This is a genomic window from Streptomyces sp. NPDC015130 (assembly GCF_043080005.1).
Lineage (GTDB): Bacteria > Actinomycetota > Actinomycetes > Streptomycetales > Streptomycetaceae > Streptomyces.
This window is the reverse complement of the sequence record NZ_JBIBVC010000005.1, coordinates 334,231-353,388: the sequence shown is the minus strand read 5'-3', so window position 1 is coordinate 353,388 and position 19,158 is coordinate 334,231. Positions and strand designations below refer to the sequence as shown.

General features: G+C 73.8%; 19 protein-coding genes. 7 read left to right on the top strand and 12 right to left on the bottom strand.

Annotation, left to right across the window (positions count from 1 at the left end; all coding sequences use genetic code 11):
- Window positions 1–17 precede the first annotated feature (17 nt).
- The 3 genes from ACF08F_RS13040 to ACF08F_RS13030 form a co-directional block, all read right to left on the bottom strand.
- A complete protein-coding gene (locus tag ACF08F_RS13040; RefSeq protein ID WP_392298557.1) occupies window positions 18–665 on the bottom strand; it encodes a hypothetical protein in 648 nt (215 codons plus the stop codon).
- 306 nt (window positions 666–971) lie between these two features.
- Window positions 972–1,955, bottom strand: coding sequence for a hypothetical protein (locus tag ACF08F_RS13035; protein WP_392298556.1), 984 nt, complete (start codon window positions 1,953–1,955; stop codon window positions 972–974).
- A 110-nt stretch (window positions 1,956–2,065) separates the two neighbouring features.
- Entirely contained in the window at window positions 2,066–2,806 is a 741-nt protein-coding gene (locus ACF08F_RS13030) for a PIG-L deacetylase family protein (protein ID WP_392298555.1), read from the bottom strand.
- 174 nt (window positions 2,807–2,980) lie between these two features.
- Between ACF08F_RS13030 and asnB the strand changes: the two genes are divergently transcribed.
- The 6 genes from asnB to ACF08F_RS13000 all read left to right on the top strand — a co-directional run bounded on the left by asnB (window position 2,981) and on the right by ACF08F_RS13000 (window position 10,138).
- Window positions 2,981–4,789, top strand: coding sequence for an asparagine synthase (glutamine-hydrolyzing) (gene asnB / locus ACF08F_RS13025; RefSeq protein WP_392298554.1), 1,809 nt, complete (start codon window positions 2,981–2,983; stop codon window positions 4,787–4,789).
- A gap of 43 nt (window positions 4,790–4,832) precedes the next feature.
- A complete protein-coding gene (locus ACF08F_RS13020) occupies window positions 4,833–5,729 on the top strand; it encodes a hypothetical protein (protein WP_392298553.1) in 897 nt (298 codons plus the stop codon).
- Window positions 5,730–5,819: 90 nt separating this feature from the next.
- A complete protein-coding gene (locus tag ACF08F_RS13015) occupies window positions 5,820–6,566 on the top strand; it encodes an SDR family oxidoreductase (protein WP_392298552.1) in 747 nt (248 codons plus the stop codon).
- Between the two features lie 64 nt (window positions 6,567–6,630).
- Window positions 6,631–8,196 (top strand): class I tRNA ligase family protein, encoded by a 1,566-nt coding sequence (locus ACF08F_RS13010; protein WP_392298551.1) that lies wholly within the window; start codon window positions 6,631–6,633, stop codon window positions 8,194–8,196.
- Between the two features lie 159 nt (window positions 8,197–8,355).
- Entirely contained in the window at window positions 8,356–9,669 is a 1,314-nt protein-coding gene (gene mshA, locus ACF08F_RS13005) for a D-inositol-3-phosphate glycosyltransferase (RefSeq protein ID WP_392298730.1), read from the top strand.
- 217 nt (window positions 9,670–9,886) lie between these two features.
- Window positions 9,887–10,138 carry a hypothetical protein gene (locus tag ACF08F_RS13000; RefSeq protein ID WP_392298550.1) on the top strand — a complete coding sequence of 84 codons (252 nt, stop codon included), beginning with the start codon at window positions 9,887–9,889 and terminating at the stop codon, window positions 10,136–10,138.
- A 111-nt stretch (window positions 10,139–10,249) separates the two neighbouring features.
- On the opposite strand, the gene ACF08F_RS12995 is transcribed toward ACF08F_RS13000, so the two are convergent.
- From ACF08F_RS12995 to ACF08F_RS12965, 7 genes are all read right to left on the bottom strand, one after another.
- Window positions 10,250–11,353, bottom strand: a complete 1,104-nt coding sequence (locus tag ACF08F_RS12995; RefSeq protein ID WP_392298549.1) for a LuxR C-terminal-related transcriptional regulator — start codon at window positions 11,351–11,353, stop codon at window positions 10,250–10,252.
- 158 nt (window positions 11,354–11,511) lie between these two features.
- Entirely contained in the window at window positions 11,512–12,516 is a 1,005-nt protein-coding gene (locus tag ACF08F_RS12990) for a LuxR C-terminal-related transcriptional regulator (RefSeq protein ID WP_392298548.1), read from the bottom strand.
- A 98-nt stretch (window positions 12,517–12,614) separates the two neighbouring features.
- Window positions 12,615–13,055 carry a Fur family transcriptional regulator gene (locus ACF08F_RS12985; RefSeq protein WP_392298547.1) on the bottom strand — a complete coding sequence of 147 codons (441 nt, stop codon included), beginning with the start codon at window positions 13,053–13,055 and terminating at the stop codon, window positions 12,615–12,617.
- Between the two features lie 80 nt (window positions 13,056–13,135).
- Window positions 13,136–14,026, bottom strand: coding sequence for an SAM-dependent methyltransferase (locus ACF08F_RS12980; protein WP_392298546.1), 891 nt, complete (start codon window positions 14,024–14,026; stop codon window positions 13,136–13,138).
- A 204-nt stretch (window positions 14,027–14,230) separates the two neighbouring features.
- On the bottom strand, window positions 14,231–14,599 hold the full coding sequence (locus tag ACF08F_RS12975) for a GNAT family N-acetyltransferase (protein WP_392298545.1): 369 nt from the start codon (window positions 14,597–14,599) through the stop codon (window positions 14,231–14,233).
- 273 nt (window positions 14,600–14,872) lie between these two features.
- Window positions 14,873–15,784 (bottom strand): M56 family metallopeptidase, encoded by a 912-nt coding sequence (locus tag ACF08F_RS12970; protein WP_392298544.1) that lies wholly within the window; start codon window positions 15,782–15,784, stop codon window positions 14,873–14,875.
- Window positions 15,781–16,173 carry a BlaI/MecI/CopY family transcriptional regulator gene (locus tag ACF08F_RS12965; RefSeq protein WP_392298543.1) on the bottom strand — a complete coding sequence of 131 codons (393 nt, stop codon included), beginning with the start codon at window positions 16,171–16,173 and terminating at the stop codon, window positions 15,781–15,783. The genes ACF08F_RS12970 and ACF08F_RS12965 overlap by 4 nt, the downstream gene beginning before the upstream one ends.
- Before the next feature lie 82 nt (window positions 16,174–16,255).
- Here ACF08F_RS12965 and ACF08F_RS12960 point away from each other — a divergent pair, with 82 nt between their 5' ends.
- Window positions 16,256–16,411, top strand: a complete 156-nt coding sequence (locus ACF08F_RS12960; RefSeq protein ID WP_392298542.1) for a hypothetical protein — start codon at window positions 16,256–16,258, stop codon at window positions 16,409–16,411.
- Between the two features lie 81 nt (window positions 16,412–16,492).
- Here the strand turns inward: ACF08F_RS12960 and ACF08F_RS12955 are convergent, their stop codons facing one another.
- Window positions 16,493–16,774: a metal-sensitive transcriptional regulator gene (locus ACF08F_RS12955; RefSeq protein WP_392298541.1), complete on the bottom strand. Its 282-nt coding sequence runs from the start codon at window positions 16,772–16,774 to the stop codon at window positions 16,493–16,495.
- 37 nt (window positions 16,775–16,811) lie between these two features.
- A complete protein-coding gene (locus ACF08F_RS12950) occupies window positions 16,812–19,076 on the bottom strand; it encodes a heavy metal translocating P-type ATPase (RefSeq protein WP_392298540.1) in 2,265 nt (754 codons plus the stop codon).
- Between the last annotated feature and the right edge of the window lie 82 nt (window positions 19,077–19,158).

Sequence of the window (19,158 nt, the reverse complement as noted above, 5' to 3'; positions counted from 1 at the left end):
AGGCATTTGATCGCGGCTCAGGAGCGGAGGACGGCGTCGGCGAGTGCGATCACGACGCCGTCGGGGGTGCAGTAGCTGCCGTCCATGATGTCGGGCGCGATGCCGAGCCTGATGACGCCGGTGAGGTCCACCGTGACGGACTGCGGACGGTTGATCTCCAGCATCACGCTCTTGAGCGGCTTTCCGTCGCCCGTCACGGTCAGCTTGCCGGGTGTGGCCAGGCCGTTGTCGTCGAGGCCGACGATGAAGGTGAGGCTCTTGTACCGCTGGTTGAGGCCGTACTCGACGGGGCCCTGGCACGGATACCTGACGATGATCGCGTTCGGGTGGGCCTTGCCCCCCAGCGTCGCGGTGCTCAGGCCGACCTCGTCGGCTCCCCAGTCGCCGAGGGGAGTGAGGTCCTTGAGCGCCACCGTGCCGGTCGGCAGCGGGGGCGGGGCGGGGAGGGACCGGGGGTCGTCCGCGTCCGGGCCGCTCGTCTCCGGTGACGGCGTGGCGGTGGCGGTGGCTGTGGCTGTGGCCGCGGTGTCGGTGCCCGTGCCGGAGGGGGCGGGGGCGGGGACGGTGACCGTCACCACGACCGGGCGGGCCGTCGGCGAGTTGACCAGGGTCGGGAGGCCGAAGAAGCCCAGCAGGAGACCCGCCAGGGCGGTCAGGGCGGACACGATCGCGGCGACCTCGCCCAGCCGACGGGGGCGGGGAGGTTCCTGGTCCGGGACCTCCCGTGCCGGAGCGGTCGGTGTCGGCGCCTGCGGCGGCGTGGCGGGTGCCCGTGTCCGCGCCGGTGGCGAGGTCGGTCTCGGTGCCGCTGCCGGTGACTGATCCGGCGGCTGCCTCGGCGCCGGCGGTGCCTGCGGTGGTACACGGTCCTGGGAGGGTGGTAACTCGCTCACGGAAGGCCCCTGTTCGTCGACGGAAGGGCATTGAACCCGATCACCGCCGCGCACACCAGAGGCCTCTCCGCGCGGCGGTCAGCGGTCCAGCTGGGACATCCGCTGCTTGTTGTCGTCGTCCGTGGACTGCTGGCTCGTGGAGATCAGCAGGACGGCGTCGGGGAGCGGACCGTTCAGGTGGTCGCCGTAGGCGGTGTTGGCCCTGGAGAGGTGGTCCAGGACCGAGTCGAGCTCCGGGGCGAGGACCGAGCCGAGGGAGCCGGTGGCCGCCGTGGCGTGGTGGGCGACGGCCTGGGACAGCGCTCCCGCCGTCGTCCCGAGGATCGTCGTGGCGACCTCCCGGAGCTTCCCGGCCGCGAGCCGGTGCTCCTCGTGGTCGACGTGGACGCCCTTGCCGATGGCGCGGCCGGTGTCGGAGGGAAGGCCCCGGCCCCAGCCCCGGCCGGTGTCCGAGCCGTCCGCCACCCCGCCGGCCGCTCCGCCCGCCGCCCCGATCGCCTGGCCGCCGACGCCCGCCGCGAGGTCGGCGGCGACGCTTTCGAGGGAGGCGACCGACGGGTCCTTCCGCAGCCGGGCCAGTGTCCGGACCGTGCTGTTCAGGCACTGGGAGAAGACCGCCTTCGACTGTGCCTGGGCCTGGCTGGTGGCGGTCGCCACCACGGCCGCGCTCGCGCCGAAGGTCACCACCCCGGCGGCCGCCGCCGCGACGGTGACCTCGGCGAGGTGGGCGGCGATCCGGATGACGCTGCCCTTCGCCGCGGCGACGTCGGCGGCGATCTCGGCCGCGGCGGTGGCGGCCTGCTGCGCCGCCGCCGTGACGGCGGCGGCGTGCTGGTCCTTGACCTTGACCCAGTGCTGCCCCAGCGCGTCCATCGCCTCGCCGCTGCCGGAGGACAGCAGCCGCTCGATGTGCTTGTGGGCGGCCCAGGTGTCGTCCAGGGTGAGGTCGGCGTACGAGGTCAGGCCGTTCGCCGCCGACAGGTAGGCGTCCTCGTCGGCCTCCGGCCAGGCGAGGTAGTGCGCGATCAGGGTCTCGAACAGGTCAGGTACGTCCATGGCCATGGCGTGAACTCCCCCTCTTCACGCGCGTGTTGGTGACGCGCGCCCCCACGTGTGCCGCTCACGGTCTCATGGGCCCCGGGCCGCCACAAGGACTCCGCCGGGAGGCCGGCTCAGTCGATGTGCACGATCTGGAAGGCCTCCGCCATCCGGCCGGGCGGCAGTCCGCCGGCCGTCGCGTGCTCGCCGAGCCAGGCGCGGAGGAGGCCCGCCAGGTCGTCGAAGTGGGCGGTCTGCGAGGTGTGGATGCGCAGCGCCTGGACCTTGCGGTCGAAGACCGGGGTGACGTCCACGTACTGGTTCGGGGTGGGGCCGGTCATCAGCCACAGCTCGTGGACCGTCCACGGCTCCAGGCCCTCCTCCTTGAGGAGTTCGGCGTGCGCGAAGGGGTTGCGGGCCTCGGGGTAGACCGCGCGCAGGCAGGCGTCCCCGACCGCGCGGTGGTCGGGGTGGAGGTCGGCGACGCGCGCCCAGTTGATCTCGGGGGACGGGATGATCGCCCGCTGCGGGCGCACCTCGCGGATGACCCGGCAGAGATCGCGCCGCAGCTCCACGGAGGCCTCGACGAAGCTGTCGGGGTAGCCGAGGAACCGGACGTCGGCGACGCCGCTGAGCTTCGCGGAGTGGACCTGCTCGGCGCGGCGCAGGTCCGCCATCGCCTGCCGGGGGAGCCGTTCGTCGTAACCCCCGGCGCCGCCGTCCGTGACGATGCAGTACGTGACGCGGGTGCCGCGCTCGATCCACTGCATGACGGTGCCGCTGACGCAGAACTCGATGTCGTCCGGGTGCGCGGCCACGACCAGCAGTGACTCGGGCGCGCCGCGGTCCTTCGCGATTTCCTCCATGTCCCTCATGGGGCCAGCCTGTTGGGGCGGCGGGGGTGTCGCAAGGCCGGGCCGTGGCGTGAACTGGACATGGCACTTACGCGCCACTCAAAAACTTGGTAGATTCAAATCATTGGGTGCGACCAGTGTGGGATGGCCGTCGGGAGAGACGGACAGTGACTTCGGACAACGGAGGCGACCGCCATGTGCAGGATTCTCGGCACCATCGCCGCGGGGGCGGACCGCCCGGACCCCGCCGAGCTCGCGGCGGTCTCGGCCCGCCAGCGCCACGGCGGCCCCGACGAGCACCAGGTGCTCAGCGGGCCCGGCTGGTCGCTCGGCTGCGACCGGCTCGCCGTGACCGACCCGTGCGGCGGCCGGCAGCCCTACCGGCTGCCGCACCTCCCCGGCGTCCTCGCCGTGCTCAACGGCGAGATCTACAACCACGCCGAACTGCGCCGCTCGCTCGCCGCCCGCGGCCACCGCTTCCCCGACGGCTGCGACGGCACCGTGCTCCCCGCCCTCTACGCCGAGTACGGCCCCGCCTTCGCCGAGCACCTCGACGGCATGTTCGCCGTCGCGGTCCTGGACCTGCGGCCCGGCTCCCACCAACTCGTCCTCGCCGTCGACGACATGGGCATGAAGCCGGTCTACCTCCACCACGATCCCCACGACGGCTCCACCCGCTTCGCCTCCGAGATCCCCGCGCTCCTCGCCTTCGAGGGGGTACGGATCTCCCCGCGCGACGACGCCCTCGACACGGTCCTCGCCACCCGTACGTCCTTCTCCACGCACACCGCGCTCGACGGCGTCGGCGTCCTGCCGCCCGGCGCCACCGCGCTCGTCCGCCCGGGCGCGGCTCCCGTCGTACGGCGCCGGGGCCCCCGGACGCCCGAGGCGCCCGCCGCGGGCACCCAGGACCTCCTCCGCCACGAGGTCCGACGGCTCGCCCACGCCGAGGTGCCCGTGTGCGCGATCACCAGCGGCGGCCTCGACTCCGGACTCGTCACCGCGCTCGCCGCCGAACACGCCCGCGAGACCGGCGCCCCGCCGCTCCACACCTTCCACCTCACCTACCGGGGCAAGTGGCCGGACTCCGAGGCCGCGTACGCCCGTTCCGTCGCCCGCCGGGCCCGGACCGTCCACCACGAGGTCTCCGTCGACCCCGACGAGCTCCCCTCGCTCCTCACCCGGACCGTCCGCCACCTCGGCCAGCCCAACGCCGACCCCATCACCCTCTCCACGTACGCGCTCTTCCGCGCCGTCCGCCAGAACGGCTTCACCGTCGCGCTCGCCGGCGACGGCGCCGACGAACTCTTCGGCGGCTACGACCGGATGCGCGCCGCGCTCGACGCCCCCGCCGGGGCCGACTGGGCCGGCGCCTACGCCGACGCGCTCTCGGCCGCGCCGCGCCTCCTCCGCGACCACCTCTACACCGCCGACTACCGCGCCCACATCGCCGATCAGGGCTCCGCCGCCGACCGCATCGAACAGGAGCTGCGCTCCGCCGAGGCCGTCGGCGCGGACCGGCTCACCGCGATGACCTCCTTCGAGACGCGCTGGCGGCTCCCCGCCTACCACCTGCGGCGCGTCGACCACCTCTCGATGGCCTGGGCCGTCGAGGCCCGCATGCCCTTCTGCCAGCCGTCCGTCGTCGCCCACGCCCGCGCCCTGCCGACCGGGGCGCGGACGGGGAAGCGCGCGCTGTACGAGGCCGGGGCGGAGCTGCTGCCCGCCGCGGTCCTGCGGCGGCCCAAGCAGCCCTTCACGCTGCCGCTCGCGGCGATGCTCGCCCCCGGGAGCCCGCTCCTCGACACCGTCCGCGAGCTGCTCTCGCCGGCCCGGCTCGTCCTCGGCGGCAAGGTCCGCGCGGACCGGGTCCGCAAGCTCCTGGCCCGCCAGCTCGAACGCCCCTCGCAGCACGACGCCCTGGCGCTCTGGGGGCTCGCCGTCCACGAGCTGTGGACGGAGGTCGTCCGCAGCATGCGGATCCCGGCCGACTGTGCGGCCTGACCGCCCGGGACCTCGCCGTCCCGGACCCGCCCCGCCCCCTGCCGTGTCGGGGCGGGCCGCGGGTGTCGTCCCCGCCACCCTCGTCCGGGCCGAGGACGCCCCGGGGCCCACCCTCGTCGTGCGGCTCGACCAGCTGCCCGCCGGGGCGCTCGCGCTCGGGGCCGAGCTGGCGCGGCTGCGCCACGCGCTCTCCGGGACGGCGTACGCCGAGCTCAACAAGATCGCTCTCTACGGCCCCGCCACCCGCGCGGGGCACACCCTCGGCTACCGCTTCGTCCAGGCCCTCCCCGGCGGCACCTTCGACTTCCGTGCCGGCTGCGGCCACTCCCTCCTCGCCTGTGTCGTCGCCGACGGCCGCCCCGGGCCCGTGACCGTCCGCGCCGTCACCACCGGCGACACCGTGCTGTGCGAGCGCGAACCGCACGGCGACGCGTACACGCTCAGCTTCCTGCGCGCCCCCACCGCCCCCGGCACCCTCCCCACCGGCCGCCCCCTCGACGTCCTCCGCGGGGTGCCCGTCTCCCTCGTGCGGTACGGCAACCCGTACGTCTTCGTCGACGCCCGCCACCTCCCCGGGCCCGACGAGGCCCTCCAGGGCCGGCTGCTCGCGCTCCGCGCCGAGGCCGCCCGGCTCCTCGGGTACGGGCCGCGCTCCGCGCTCCCCAAGATCGCCGCCTTCTCCGCGGGACCCGACGGGCTCTCCGTCCGCGCCCTCACGGTCGGCGGCTGGCACCCCCGGCTCGCGCTCACCGGCGCCGCCGCCCTCGCCGCGGCCGGTGCGCTCGACGGCACTGTCGTCCCCGCGCCGGCCGGCCCCGTCCGCACCCCCGGCGGCACCGTGACCGTCTCCGCCGCGGCCGACCGCGTCCGGGTCCACCACAAGCGCGCGAGGGTCCTCGGCGGCCTGGAACTGCCGTGGCGTGTCCACGCAACGGCGTGAACGCGCACCCTTTCACCGGGCTTCCGCCGTCCTTTCTCTGCCACGCTGAAATGGACCGGCAATCGGTATCCGTGGGGAGAGCAGACACACATGAAATTCGAGAATCTGCGTGTCGTCGTGACCGGAGCGTCCCGCTATTTCGGTCGCGCGCTCGCCGTCGGATTCGCGCACCTCGGCGCCGAGGTCTACGTCTCGGCGCGGACCGTCGAAGCCGCCGAACGCACCCGCGCCGAGGTCATGGGCTCGGCCCGTGACCGTATCCACGCCTTCGGCTGCGACCTGAGCAGGCCCGCCGAGATCCGCGAGTTCGCCGCCCGCGTCGGCGAACGCACCGACCGGGTCGACCTGTTGGTCAACAACGGCGCGCGGTGGCTCGACGGCATGGACCTGGAGGCCGCCAGCGACGCCGAGATCGTCGAGACGATCGAGTCGACGGCCGGCGGCACGGTCCTCATGGTGAAGCACTTCCTGCCGCTGCTGCGCGGCTCGCTCCGCCCCGACATCGTCAACATGGTCGCCGTCCGCGACGCCGAGGGCGCCTCCGCGGCGACCGCCGGCGCCGCCCACGAGGCCTTCTGGGCCGCGAAGAGCGCGCAGGCCGGATTCGCCGACATCCTCTCGCGCCGGCTGCGGCCCTCCGGGGTCCGCGTCTTCTCGCTCTTCCCGCCCGACTTCTCGACCTCGGATCCGCGGTTCGCGGAATGGGACGGATCGAATCCGGACGGAATGGCACCCGACGAGAAGCTGACCACCCAGGCCCTTTTCGAATGCATCGTCTACGCCGTCGAGCAGCCGCGCGACTGCTTCATCCGTTCCTTCCACTTCGAGCCCCGCTGACCCGCGGCCCGCCGCCCCGCTCACTTCGCTGAAGCCCACCGCACCACAGCGTCAAGGAGGTCCCATGAGCACCCCCGTCTGGATCACCGCGACCCCGCCCGCCACCCACGGCGAACTCCACATCGGTCATCTCGCCGGGCCGTACGTCGCCGCCGACGTCCTCACCCGCTACCTGCGGGCCGAGGGGGAGGCGGTCCGGTTCACCACCGGCACCGCCGACCACGCCAGCTCCGTCGAGGTCCGCGCGCTGCGCCACCACCGCAAGCCCGAGGAGGTCGCGGAGGGTTACCGCGCCGCGATCACCGCCGACTGGCTGCGCTCGGGGGTCGAGTTCGACCACATCGTGCGCCCCCGGCGCGACAAGGGCTACGGACGCTGGGTGCAGGACCTCTTCAGCAGACTGTTCGCCCAGGGGGTCATCGCCCCGCGCACCCGCCTGCTGCCCTACTGCGAGCCCTGCGACCGCTGGCTGTACGGGGCGCACGCCACCGGCGGCTGCCCGCACTGCGGTGCGGACAGCGACGGCGGCATGTGCCACGAGTGCGCCCGCCCGAACGACGGCGGCGACCTCCTCTCGGCGCGCTGCGCGGTCTGCGGAACCCCGGCGGCAGCCCGCCGCTGCCGCCGGCTGTACGTGCCCCTGGAGCCGTTCCGCGAGACGCTCGCCGAGTACTGGGCGACGGCCGGGCTCCCGCCCCGGCTGGCCGCGCTGTGCGAGTCGCTCGTCGAGGACGGGCTGCCGGACATCGCCGTCGGCCACCCCGCCGAGTGGGGCCTGCCGGTCCCGGTCGACGGCTTCCCCGAGCACCGGATCGACGGCTGCTTCGAGGCCGCCGCGATGCACCTCTTCGGCTACGACACCAAGGGCCCGCTGCCCCGCCGCGCCATCCACTTCTGCGGCTTCGGGCACTCCTTCTGCCACGCGGTGCTCCTGCCGGTGCTGCTGCTCGCCCAGGACGTCAAGCTGCCGCAGGACTTCAACGTCAACGAGTCGTACGTCATCGAGGAAGGCGTCCAGGAGGGCAACGTCTGGGCGCTCGACCTCCTCACCGAGTACGGCTCCGACACCCTGCGCCGGCACGTCCTCCAGGCCCGCCCGCTGGGCCGCCGGACCGTCTTCCACCGGGAGCGCCTCGCGGCGGCCCGCCGGGAGCTGGACGAGAGCTGGAACAGCTGGCTCGGCCGCCTCTTCGCCGCCGTACGGGAGGAGTGCGGGGGCCGTGCGCCGCAGGCGCTGCCCGGCGGCACCGGCTGGGAGATCCTGGAGCGGCGGCTGCACCGGGGCGTGGACGACCTGCGCGAGGCGTACGGCCCCGACGCCTTCGACCCGCGCCGGGCGGTCGCCGTCCTCGACGAGATGGTCCGCTCGGTGGCCGACTTCGGTCACGTGAACGCCCACGAGCGGTGCAGGCCCAGCGCCTCCTGCCGTCATCTCCCGGCGCTCGCGGCCCAGTTGGCGGTGGCGTCGGCGCTCTCCGCGTGGGCGCGTCCGGTGATGCCGGAGGGTGCCGACCGGCTCGCGGCGGCGCTCCACGTGGAGACGGGCCGGCCGGTGGACTGGCACGCGCTGACGGGCCCCCTCCCGGGGACCCGGCTGGCTCCGCCGTCCGGCCCGGTCTTCGGCTTCTGACCCCTACTACTAAGCAACTAAGTACTCCCGTAGTCCAGTACGTCGGTGCCCGGCACCCATGCTCGTCCCCCTCCCTGTCGCGTGACCGTGCGCGCGAGCCACGCGCAGGGACACGTGGCCCCCACTCCACAGGAGTCCCACGTGTCCCTGCGCGTCGCCATGCTCAGCGTCCACACCTCCCCGCTCCACCAGCCCGGGACGGGGGACGCCGGCGGCATGAACGTCTACATGGTCGAGCTGTCCCGGGCCCTCGCCGAACTGGACGTGGAAGTGGACCTGTTCACCCGCTGCCGGGGCGAGGGCCTGCCCGGGCCCGTCGAGCTCGCCCCCGGTGTCAGGGTCCGCCATCTGCAGGCCGGGCCGCGCGGGCCGCTGCCCAAGGAGGCCATGCCGGACCTCGTCGTGCCGTTCTCGCTGGCCCTGCTGAAGGAGGGCCGGCGCCACGACCTGGTCCACTCGCACTACTGGCTCTCCGGGCAGGCGGGCCGGATCGCCTCGGTCGGCTGGCGCGTCCCGCTCGTGCACACCGCCCACACCCTGGCCCGGGTGAAGAACGCCTCGCTCGCCGCGGGCGACACCCCCGAACCCGAGCTCCGCGTCCGCGGAGAGCTCCAGGTCGTCGCGTCCGCCGACCGGCTGATCGCCAACACCGCCGACGAGGCGGAGGCGCTGCGCGCCCTGTACGGCGCTCCGGGGGAGCGGACCGAGGTCGTCCGCCCGGGGGTCGACCTGCGGACCTTCCGCCCCGCCGCGGGCGGCCGGGTCGCCGCCCGGGCCCGGCTCGGACTGCCGGCCGACGCCTTCGTCCCCCTCTACGCGGGCCGCATCCAGCCGCTGAAGGGCCCGGACGTGCTGGTGCGGGCCGTGGCCGAGCTGCTGCGCCTGGAGCCGGGGCTGCGCGGCCGGCTCCTGGTGCCGGTGGTGGGCGGCCACTCGGGCGCGACCCGGGAGGGGACGGCCTGGAAGCTGGCGGGGGAGCTGGGCGTCACCGACGTGCTGCGGGCCTGTCCTCCCGTGCCGCAGGGGGAGTTGGCGGACTGGTACCGGGCGGCGGACGTGCTGGTGGTGCCCTCGCGCAGCGAGTCCTTCGGGCTCGTGGCCCTGGAGGCGCAGGCCTGCGGAACGCCGGTGCTCGCGGCGGCGGTCGGCGGTCTGCCGACGGCGGTGCGGGACGGGGGGACGGGGCTGCTGGTGCACGGCCACGACCCGGTGGAGTACGCGCGGCGGCTGCGGTGGTTCGCGGCGCACCCGGAGGAGGTGCGGATGATGGGGGAGGCGGCGGTGCGCCATGCGCGCGGGATGAGCTGGAGGGCGTCCGCCGGCCGGACGGTCGAGGTGTACCGGGAGGCGCTGGCGGAGGGCCGGGTCCGGGGTCCGGGGCAGGGCGGGGGGTTGGGGCAGGGGCGGCGGCACGCCCCTGCCCCGGCGGCCTCTCTCTCCTGGAGGAACGAGAAGGCCGTAGCTCAAGTCTAGCACCTCTTTTGGTTCGACCAAAGGTATGGAGAGCTCCGGATGGTGCAATTCCGTTGCGGAGAAGGCGTATTGACGCATCCACGCCATGGCGGGTCCACGCCCGGACAATCCCTGGATCGGAATCCGGGCCGAGGACAGAATGGAGATGTCTTCAGGGAACGCCCGGCGGCACGGGCCCCCGGAAGACGGAATTCACATTCCCACTCCTGGAGGAATCATGTCTGCTGAGCACACCACGGGGATGCGCAAGGCCGCCCGTCAGTTCGCCCTCGCCGCGGCCGCGTGTCTCGCCGTCGCCGGCGGCGCGGCCCTGGCGACGGCCCCGAGCGCGGACCCGGCCCCCCAGCACGTGGTGGCCGAGGGCGCGGCCGGTGCGGCCACCGCCACCCCGACCCCCACCCCCACGTCGTCCCCGTCCAACGGAAACGAGTGGAACAAGGTCTCCCCGGCGCCGATACCTGCCAATTGAGCGTCGGGGAATCGGAAAAGGCTCCGCGCACGCCCCGTGTACGCCCCCGTCCGGGCGTGCGCGGGGCCTTTTCCGTATGCCAGAAGGACAATGGACGGCCATTCCCGGATCTCAGTCGACCCAGCCGAGCCGGTGCGCCCGCACCCCGGCCTCGAAGCGGCTCGTCGCGCCCATCTCCTGCATCAGCTCCGACAGCATGCGGCTCACCGTCCGCAGCGACACCCCGAGCCCCCGCGCGATCTTCTCGTCCTTCATCCCCGAGGCCAGCATCGTCAGCGCCGCACGCTGCTGCTCCGAGAGCCCGTCACCGCCCTGCTCGGGCGTACTGCCGTCCCCGTAGGGCGAGGCCGTGTGCCAGCAGTGCTCGTACAGCGCGATGTACGAGCGGACCAGGGCCGGCCCCCGGGCCAGCACCGCCCCCGCCATCGGCTCCGCCGGATCCACCGGGACCATCGCGAACTGCGCGTCGGCGATGATCATCGTCATCGGGACGGCGGGGGTGATGCGGACCTCCACACCCGTCTCGACCCGGCGCCGCAGCAGCTCCGCCACCTCCGGCACCGAGGTGACCCGCTCGCTGTACATGGCGCGGACCCGCACCCCGTTCTCGATCTGCCGCCGGTCCCGGCTCAGTACGCGCTCCGCCACCTCCCGCACGAGCGACGTCGGATGCATCGACGCCAGGCTGTGCTGGATGACGTCCGTGATGTCCTCCAGGACCTGCTGGATCCGCCGGTAGTCGCTCAGCAGCTCCACGTCGGCGTCCGAGCGAGTGAGGGAACCGGCCCGCAGGAACGCCCCCGCCAAGGTCTCCAGCGTCCCGTACGCCCGGTCCGCCTCGTCGAGGTGCTCGCGCAGCTGCTCCCGCTCCCGGTGCAGCAGCCGCAGCAGCGCTATCTCCGGGTCGATCACCGCGACGGTGTCGCCGTCGCCGTCCTGCTGCCGGCCGTCCCCGCCCTCCCGGAGGCCCGCCCGGAGCTCGGCGCGGGCCCCGTGCTGGGCCGGGTTGGTCGGCACGATGAGTCCGAGGTCCGTCAGTTCGCCACGACATCGCTCGTACTCCTCGGGCGACAGCCGGAGTTGGGCCCCGACCTCGCCGAGGCTGGACACCCCGCGCCTGCGCAGCTCCTGGTAGAGGTTCACCACGGCATCGGGTGAGCCTTCCGAGCGCTCGGTCCCGCTGCCCGTGCCCGTACCGCCGCCGGTGGTGATCAAGGCGAAGTGACCCCCTGTTCCCTCGAGTCGCGCCGCCGTCACCCGTGTCACCCGGCTGGGCGGCCGTCCGTCAAACCGATCGGGCCGGTCCGACCGATCAGGCGTCCATCGTGCGTCATCCGAACTCCCCGGCGGAATCCCGCCCTTGTGTCGGGCCCCTACGGGGCCTCGCCGTCGAGCAGACCCAGCCGGGACGCCTTGACGCCCGCCTCGAACCGGCTCGCCGCCCCCAGCTCCTGCATGACCTCGGAGAGCAGCCGGCTCACCGTCCGCAGCGAGACCCCGAGGTTCTTGGCGATCTGTTCGTCCTTGATGCCGGAGGCGAGCATGAGGAGCGCCGCCCGCTGCTGCTCGGAGAGCCCGCCGCCGCCCTTCTCCGGCTCGTCGTCCTCGCCGTACGGGGCCGCGGCCGTCCAGCAGTACTCGTACAGGGCGAGGTACGAGCGGACGAGACCGGGGCCGCGCGCGAGGATCGCGGCGGACGACAGGTCGTGCGGATCGGTCGGCAGGAGCGCGAAGTTCTCGTCGGCGAGGACCATGTTCATCGGCACGACGGAGGCGAAACGGACCTCCACCCCCAGCGCGGCCCGCTCCTCCAGGTGCTGGGCCATCTCCGGCACCGAGGCGGCCCGCCGGCTGTACATGGCCCGGATCCGGACCCCGCGCTCGGCCCACAGGCGGTCCTGGGCCAGCTCGCCCGGCAGCTCCTCGCGGCGGACGGAGCCGGTGTGCATGAAGTGCGCGGCCGTCCGGACGGAGTCCGTCAGGTCCACGAGGCTCCGCCGTACGCGCGCGGGATCCTCGACGATCTCGACCTCGATCTCCCCGCGCGGGGTGGCCCCGGCCCGCAGGAACGGTCCGGCGAGGGCTTCGAGGGCGGTGTGGGCGCGGCTGGTGGCGGCGAGGCGTTCCTGGAGCCGGTCGCGCTCCCGGCGCAGCAGTCGCAGCAGGGCCACGTCGGGGTCGACGACGGGTTGCGGTGACGCGGGTGCGGTGAGTCCTAAGGAGACGAGTTCGTCATGACATCGCTCCCGCTCCTCGGCGGAGAGGTCCAGCCGGTCGGCGACCTCGGCGAAGGTCGTCCCCGGACGGGCGCGAAGCTGCTGGTAGACGGCGAGAGCCTGGTCGCTGCCGGTACGGGCAGCGGCGGCGTTTCTGGACACGGCGCAGCGGACTCCCCTCGGATCCCCCTGGATCCTCATGAATCGCCCCGCTAGACCCTGCCACACATTCGAACGGCGCGCACGGGGTTCGCCGCAGCTCAGGCGGCGGGTGCGTCCGTCCGGCAGTCGGGGCACAGGCCCTTGAAGACGATCTCGGCGTCCTCGACCGTCCACTCCGGCAGCGCGCCCCGGGGCGGCTTCGGCGCGGTCGCCGCGACGTTCTCGACGCGGCCGCAGACGACGCACAGGGCGTGCTGGTGCGGGGGGCCGGAGATCTCGAAGACGGCGGGCAGGCCGGGGCGGTCGAACTTGCCGACCAGGCCGGTCTCCTGGAAGTGCCGCAGCATCTCGTACACGGCCTGGCTGGTGAGCGTGCCGAGCCGCTCGCGGGCGGTCGTGGTGATCGCCTCGACGTCGAGATGGCCGCCGGCGGCGAGCACCGTGAGCACCTCCAGGCGGGGGCCCGTGACCCGCAGGCCGACGTCGCGCAGGCGCTGGATCACCGCCTCGCGGCCCGTCAGCTCTTCCACGACTGCCATCTTCTCCGCCCGCCACCTGGTCGGCTCAAACGTTTGTGGGCATCGTACCTCTTGCTCGTCAACCTCGTCAGGCGTCCGGTTCAGTCGTCCGTCCTGCACACCAGCAGGACGCTCTCGGTCCGGTCGTCGATCCGCTGCCGCCGGCGACCCTCGATGTGCAGGCCGGCCGAGTGCAGTTCGGCCGCGAGCCGCTCGGGGTCCACGATCCACTTGTCGGTGGTCAGCACGACCCGCTCGGTGGAGACCTTGCCGGTGCGGGCCGTGTAGTACGTGATCCGCTCGCTCATCGACGGCAGGTCGAAGACCTGCCGGGCCACCACCCACTCGTCGACCCCGTCGAAGCGCGGCACCTGGAAGGCCCAGGTCCGGCGCGGCTCCGCGACGAGTCCGGGGAGCCGGTGCGCGGTGTAGTCGAGGGCGAGCGCCCCGCCGGCCTCCAGGTGGGAGGCGACCTCGCGCAGCAGCCCGGGCCGGTGGGCGGGCGGGACGGCGGTGACCACGGCGCCCGCGAGGAGCGCGAGCCGGTAACTCCCGTCGAGCCGCAGCTCGGTGAGGTCGGCGCGGTGGGTGACGACGAGCCCGGCGACCTGCGGGCCGATCCGGCGGGCCCAGCCTTCGAGGCGCTCCAGTGCGGAGGCGTCCCGGTCCACGGCTTCCACGGCGAAGCCGTGCCGGGCGAACGGGACGGCGAGCCGCCCGGCGCCGGAGCCGAGGTCCAGGACGGGTCCGCCGGTGGAGCGGGCGAGGCCGAGGTACCGGACGATGTCCGCGCTGTGCGGGCCGAGCAGGGCGTCGTGGAGCCAGACCGAGGCCTCGTCGACGGGGGAGACCGATTCGAGGCCGGGGAGGAGGTCGGACTTGACCCGGCCCCGCTGTGTCCGGGCGGCGGGCTCCCGGTCGTATCGGGACGGCAGGACCGGGGCGAACGCTGCGGGCACGACGGGCAGGGAAAGGCCGCTCGGTGTGTGCATCGCTCCTCCAGGGGCTCGCTCGGTCCATGCCGTCCGGACGAGGTACCCGTGCCGCCGGGACCGCGCCGCTGAACCCATCCTGACCTGGCGGAGGAGCGCCGATCCACCGGATCGGGCTGCGTGAACACGCGATGGCGTGGATCTGCCACGACCGCCGGTCACGGGGTCGGGCACGGTGCCGGAGGCGTTCCCGCGGGCCGTGCGTCAGACCGTGCGGCTCCAGCGGGTGGGGCCGAGGGAGCCGAAGCCCATCCGGGTGTAGAAGGGGAGCGACGGGTCCTTCTCCGCCGGGAGTTCGACCCGCTGGTCGTGGGCTCCGTAGCTCCGCATCCGGTCCGTGGCGGCGGCCAGCAGGGCCGTACCCACTCCCCGCCGGCGGGATCCGGCCGCGACGGCCAGTGCGTACACCTCGCCCTCGCCCGGTACGGGGACGCCGCCCGCGGCGACGCCGACGACCGCGCCCTCGGGGTCGGTCGCGACGAGCCAGCCGAGCCAGCCGGGCGCACCACCCGGAATTTCAATTTCCGCGCGGATGCGGGGGAGCGCGCATTGCGCCGAGATCAGCCGCCGCATCGGGATTTCGTCCAGTATTCCCTCGTAGCTGCTCCGAATGGCGTCCGCGAGCAGCCTGGATATCGTCGTCGCATCGCCGGCCGCGGCCGCTCGAACGCCAGCCAGCTGCATTGGTTTTGTACCCTTCGACGTGCCGAGCCAGAGCCCCAACATACCCACGATAGCGGTGAATTAAGTTGCCCGTGACCGATGCGAAATCTACGAATTCGCTTAGTAATTAACGGTGTTCGGGGGTCGGTCGGGGAAGCGGGGTGAGGCGGTGAAGCGAGTCGATTAGCCGGGGAAGGAACAGCAGGCGATGACGAGCGGCGCCATCGCGAGCGCCCCCGCCGAGACGGTGAACAGCCCCCGCAGGACGGGGTGTCCGGCGCTGTACGGGGTGAGGATGCGCCGCATCCGCAGCGCCGCCGAGGGCCCGCCCGCCGCGAACGCGGAGCGCGGGGCGCGCCCGGAGGCCAGTGCGTACAGCGCGGTCGCGAGCGCGTCGCGCGTGCATCGCCGTAAGGCCCGGTCGTCGGCGGCCATTTCGAGGAGCAGCGGTACGGACGTCCCGCCGTGCCGGGCGAGCGGGAGGCGCGGGAAGACGGCCGTGAAGGCCTCCGTCGCCGCGACGAGGAGGTGGTGGCGGCCCGCGATGTGCGCCCGCTCGTGCGCGAGGGCCGCCGCGAGCTGCGCGGGCGTCAGGGTGTCGAGGGCCCCGGAGGAGACGACCACGCGGCGCGAGCGGCCGGGCAGGCAGTAGACGGCGGGCCGGTCGTCGTCGAGGACGGTGGCCCGCAGGCCGGGGTCGTACCGCCCGACGAGCCGCAGCACCCCCGCGTGCCGGACCCGCACCCGGCGGGCCCGCGCGAGTCTCGTCAGGAAGGCGGTGACGGGGAGGGCGAGGACGCCGAGGGCGATCGCGAGGGCGAGCCGCTCGCGGCCTTCGAGGCCGAGCAGCTGCTCGGGGGCGGGGAGCCGGAGCGTGAGCACCATGTCGGTGAGGCGGTGGCTGCTCTCGCCGGGGAGGACCAGCTGGGCGGGGAGCAGGGCGGCCGCGGCGGTGAAGACGGCGCCGCAGGCCGCCCACACGGCGAGCGCGAGGCGGGGCACCTGCTGGGCCCAGCGGGCCCGGACGACGAGCCACGGCACGAGGAAGCCGGCGACCAGGGCGAGTCCGAGGGGGACGAGGGCGTGGTGGTTCACGCGCCACCACCCCCGCCGGGTCCTCCCGGTGGGCCGCCCCGGGCCGCCCGGAGGGCCGCGTCCAGGGCGGCCATGTCCTCGTCCGAGATGACCTCGACGAACCGCAGGAGGGCGGCGGGCCGGTCCTGGCTGTCGCCGAGGGCGTCCCGCATCAGGCCGGCGGTGTACTCCTCGCGGCTGCGGACGGGTTCGTACAGCCAGGCCCGGCCCGCCTTCTCGCGGCGCAGCCAGTCCTTGCGGTGCAGGATGTCCGCGACCGTCATGACGGTCGTGTAGGCGACCCGGCGTCCCCGATTGATGTCGTCGACGATCTCGCGGACGGTGGCGGGCCGCTGCCAGGCCCACAGCCGGTCCATGATCTCGGCCTCCAGCTCTCCCAGCCGGCGCACGTGGCTCCCCTTCCCCCTGGGCGGCTCATCGTACGGGCCGCCTCCCTCGTCCAGGTATACCCCCCAGGGGTACGATGGCGGGATGTCGACCCTCATGAGGAACCGCCCCTGCGTGACGCTCTGCGGCCCCGGTCTGCCCGGTTCGGCGGAGCTTGTGCTCCTCCGGCGGGTGCTCGGGCTCTGTCTCCGCCTGAGCGTCACGCTCTCCGCCGAGTGCCCGTCGCGCAAGGGCGGTTGAGACCGCGTACCGCGTCAGGACGCCGATTCCGCAACCGCTCCCGCACGGCGAAGTGCCCCGGACGATGTCCGGGGCACTTCGTCAGGTCCGGATGAGCCGGGCGATCGCCTTCGACGCCTCGCCCACCTTCACCTTGGCCTGGTCCCCGCCCTGGGCGATGGCCTCCGTGACGCAGCAGCTGAGGTGCTCGTCCAGGAGGGCCACCGCGCAGGACTGGAGGGCCGCGTTGACGGCGGAGACCTGGGTGAGGACGTCGATGCAGTAGGTGTCCTCGTCGACCATCCGCTGCACCCCCCTGACCTGGCCCTCGATGCGGCGCAGGCGTCTGATGATGTCTTCCTTGTGCTGTCCGTAACCGGCCACGACGGGCTCCTCGGGAGATCGGCGGGAAGGGGGTTCGTCAGCGGTCGGCGGCCTGGAAGCCGCGCAGGCGCAGGCTGTTGCCGACGACGAAGACCGAGGAGAAGGCCATCGCGGCCCCCGCGATCATCGGGTTGAGCAGTCCGGCCGCGGCGAGCGGCAGGGCGGCCACGTTGTAGGCGAAGGCCCAGAAGAGGTTCGAGCGGATCGTGCCGAGCGTCTTGCGGGAGAGCCGGATCGCGTCGGCCGCGGCCCGCAGGTCGCCCCGTACGAGGGTCAGGTCGCCGGCCTCGATGGCGGCGTCCGTGCCGGTGCCCATCGCGAGGCCCAGGTCGGCCTGGGCGAGCGCGGCGGCGTCGTTCACGCCGTCGCCGACCATCGCGACCGAACGGCCCTCCGCCTGGAGCCTCTTGACGACGTCGACCTTGTCCTGCGGCATGACCTCCGCGATGACCTCGTCGATGCCGACCTCGGCGGCGACGGCCTCGGCGACCGCCTTGTTGTCGCCGGTGAGCAGGATCGGGGTGAGACCCAGGGCGCGCAGCCGCCGGATGGCCTCGGGGCTGGTCTCCTTGACGGCGTCGGCGACCTCCAGGACCGCGCGGGCCTCCCCGTCCCAGGCGACCGCGATGGCGGTCCTGCCGGCCTTCTCGGCCGCGTCCTTGGCGGACTTGAGCGCGGCGGGGAGCTCCATGGCCCACTCGTCGAGCAGCTTCTCGCGGCCGACGAGGACGGCGTGGCCGTCGACGACGCCCTGGACGCCGAGGCCGGGGATGTTGGCGAAGTCCTCGGGGGTGGGCAGGGTGCCGACCTTCGCCGCCGCGCCGGTGGCGACGGCCTGGGCGATCGGGTGCTCGGAGGAGTGCTCCAGGGCGCCCGCGAGCCGCAGCGCGTCCCTCTCGTCGACGCTCTCGGCGGTGTGGACCTTGATGAGGGTCATGCGGCCGGTGGTGACGGTGCCGGTCTTGTCGAGGACGATCGTGTCGACCTTGCGGGTGGTCTCCAGGACCTCGGGGCCCTTGATGAGGATGCCGAGCTGGGCGCCGCGGCCGGTGCCGACCATGAGGGCGGTCGGGGTGGCCAGGCCGAGGGCGCAGGGGCAGGCGATGATCAGGACGGCGACGGCCGCGGTGAAGGCGGCGGTGAGCCCCTGGCCGGTGCCGAGCCAGAAGCCGAGGGTGCCGAGCGCGAGCGCGATGACGACGGGGACGAAGACGGCCGAGATCCGGTCGGCGAGACGCTGGGCGGCGGCCTTGCCGTTCTGCGCGTCCTCGACGAGCTTGGCCATCCGGGCGAGCTGGGTGTCGGAGCCGACGCGGGTGGCCTCGACGACGAGGCGGCCGCCGGCGTTCAGGGTGGCGCCGGTGACGGCGTCGCCGACGGAGACCTCGACCGGGACGGACTCGCCGGTCAGCATGGAGGCGTCCACGGCGGAGGAGCCCTCGACGACGGTGCCGTCGGTGGCGATCTTCTCGCCCGGGCGGACCAGGAAGCGGTCCCCGACCTGGAGGTCGGCCGTCGGCACGGTGAGCTCCTGGCCGCCGCGCAGGACGGTGACCTCCTTGGCGCCCAGCTGCATCAGCGCCTTGAGCGCGGCGCCCGCCTTGCGCTTCGAGCGGGCCTCGAAGTACCGGCCGGCCAGGATGAAGGCGGTGACGCCGGCGGCGGCCTCCAGGTAGATGTTCCCGGCGCCGTCGGTACGGGCGATCGTGAACTCGAAGGGGTGCGTCATGCCGGGCGTGCCGGCGGTCCCGAAGAACAGCGCCCACAGCGACCAGAGGAACGCGGCGATCGTGCCGACCGAGATCAGGGTGTCCATGGTGGCCGCGCCGTGCCTGGCATTGGTCCAGGCGGCCCGGTGGAAGGGCCAGGCGGCGTAGACGACGACCGGCGCGGCGAGCGTGAGGCTCAGCCACTGCCAGTACTCGATCTGGAGGGCCGGGACCATCGCCATCGCGATGACGGGCACGGCGAGCGAGACGGCCGTGACCAGCCGCTGCCTGAGGGGCCGCAGCTCCTCGTCGGCCTTCTCCTCGTCGGAGGGGCCGCCGTCGCCCGGGCCGGCGGCCTTCGGCGGCGCGGGCTCCTCGGCGGTGTAGCCGGTGGCCTCCACGGTCGCGATCAGGGCGGCGACGTCGATGTCGGCGTCGAAGGTGACCTTGGCCTTCTCGGTGGCGTAGTTGACGGTGGCCTCGACCCCGTCCATCCGGTTGAGCTTCTTCTCGATGCGGGCCGCGCACGAGGCACAGGTCATGCCGCCGATGGCGAGCTCGACCTGGGCGGTGCCCGGTGTCGTCGTTGTCATGGCTGTTCCTGCTCCTCGTGAGTACGGGTCGGGGGCCGGGACCCGGGCGTGGTGGGCGGGTCCCGGCGGCCGGGGTGGGGCG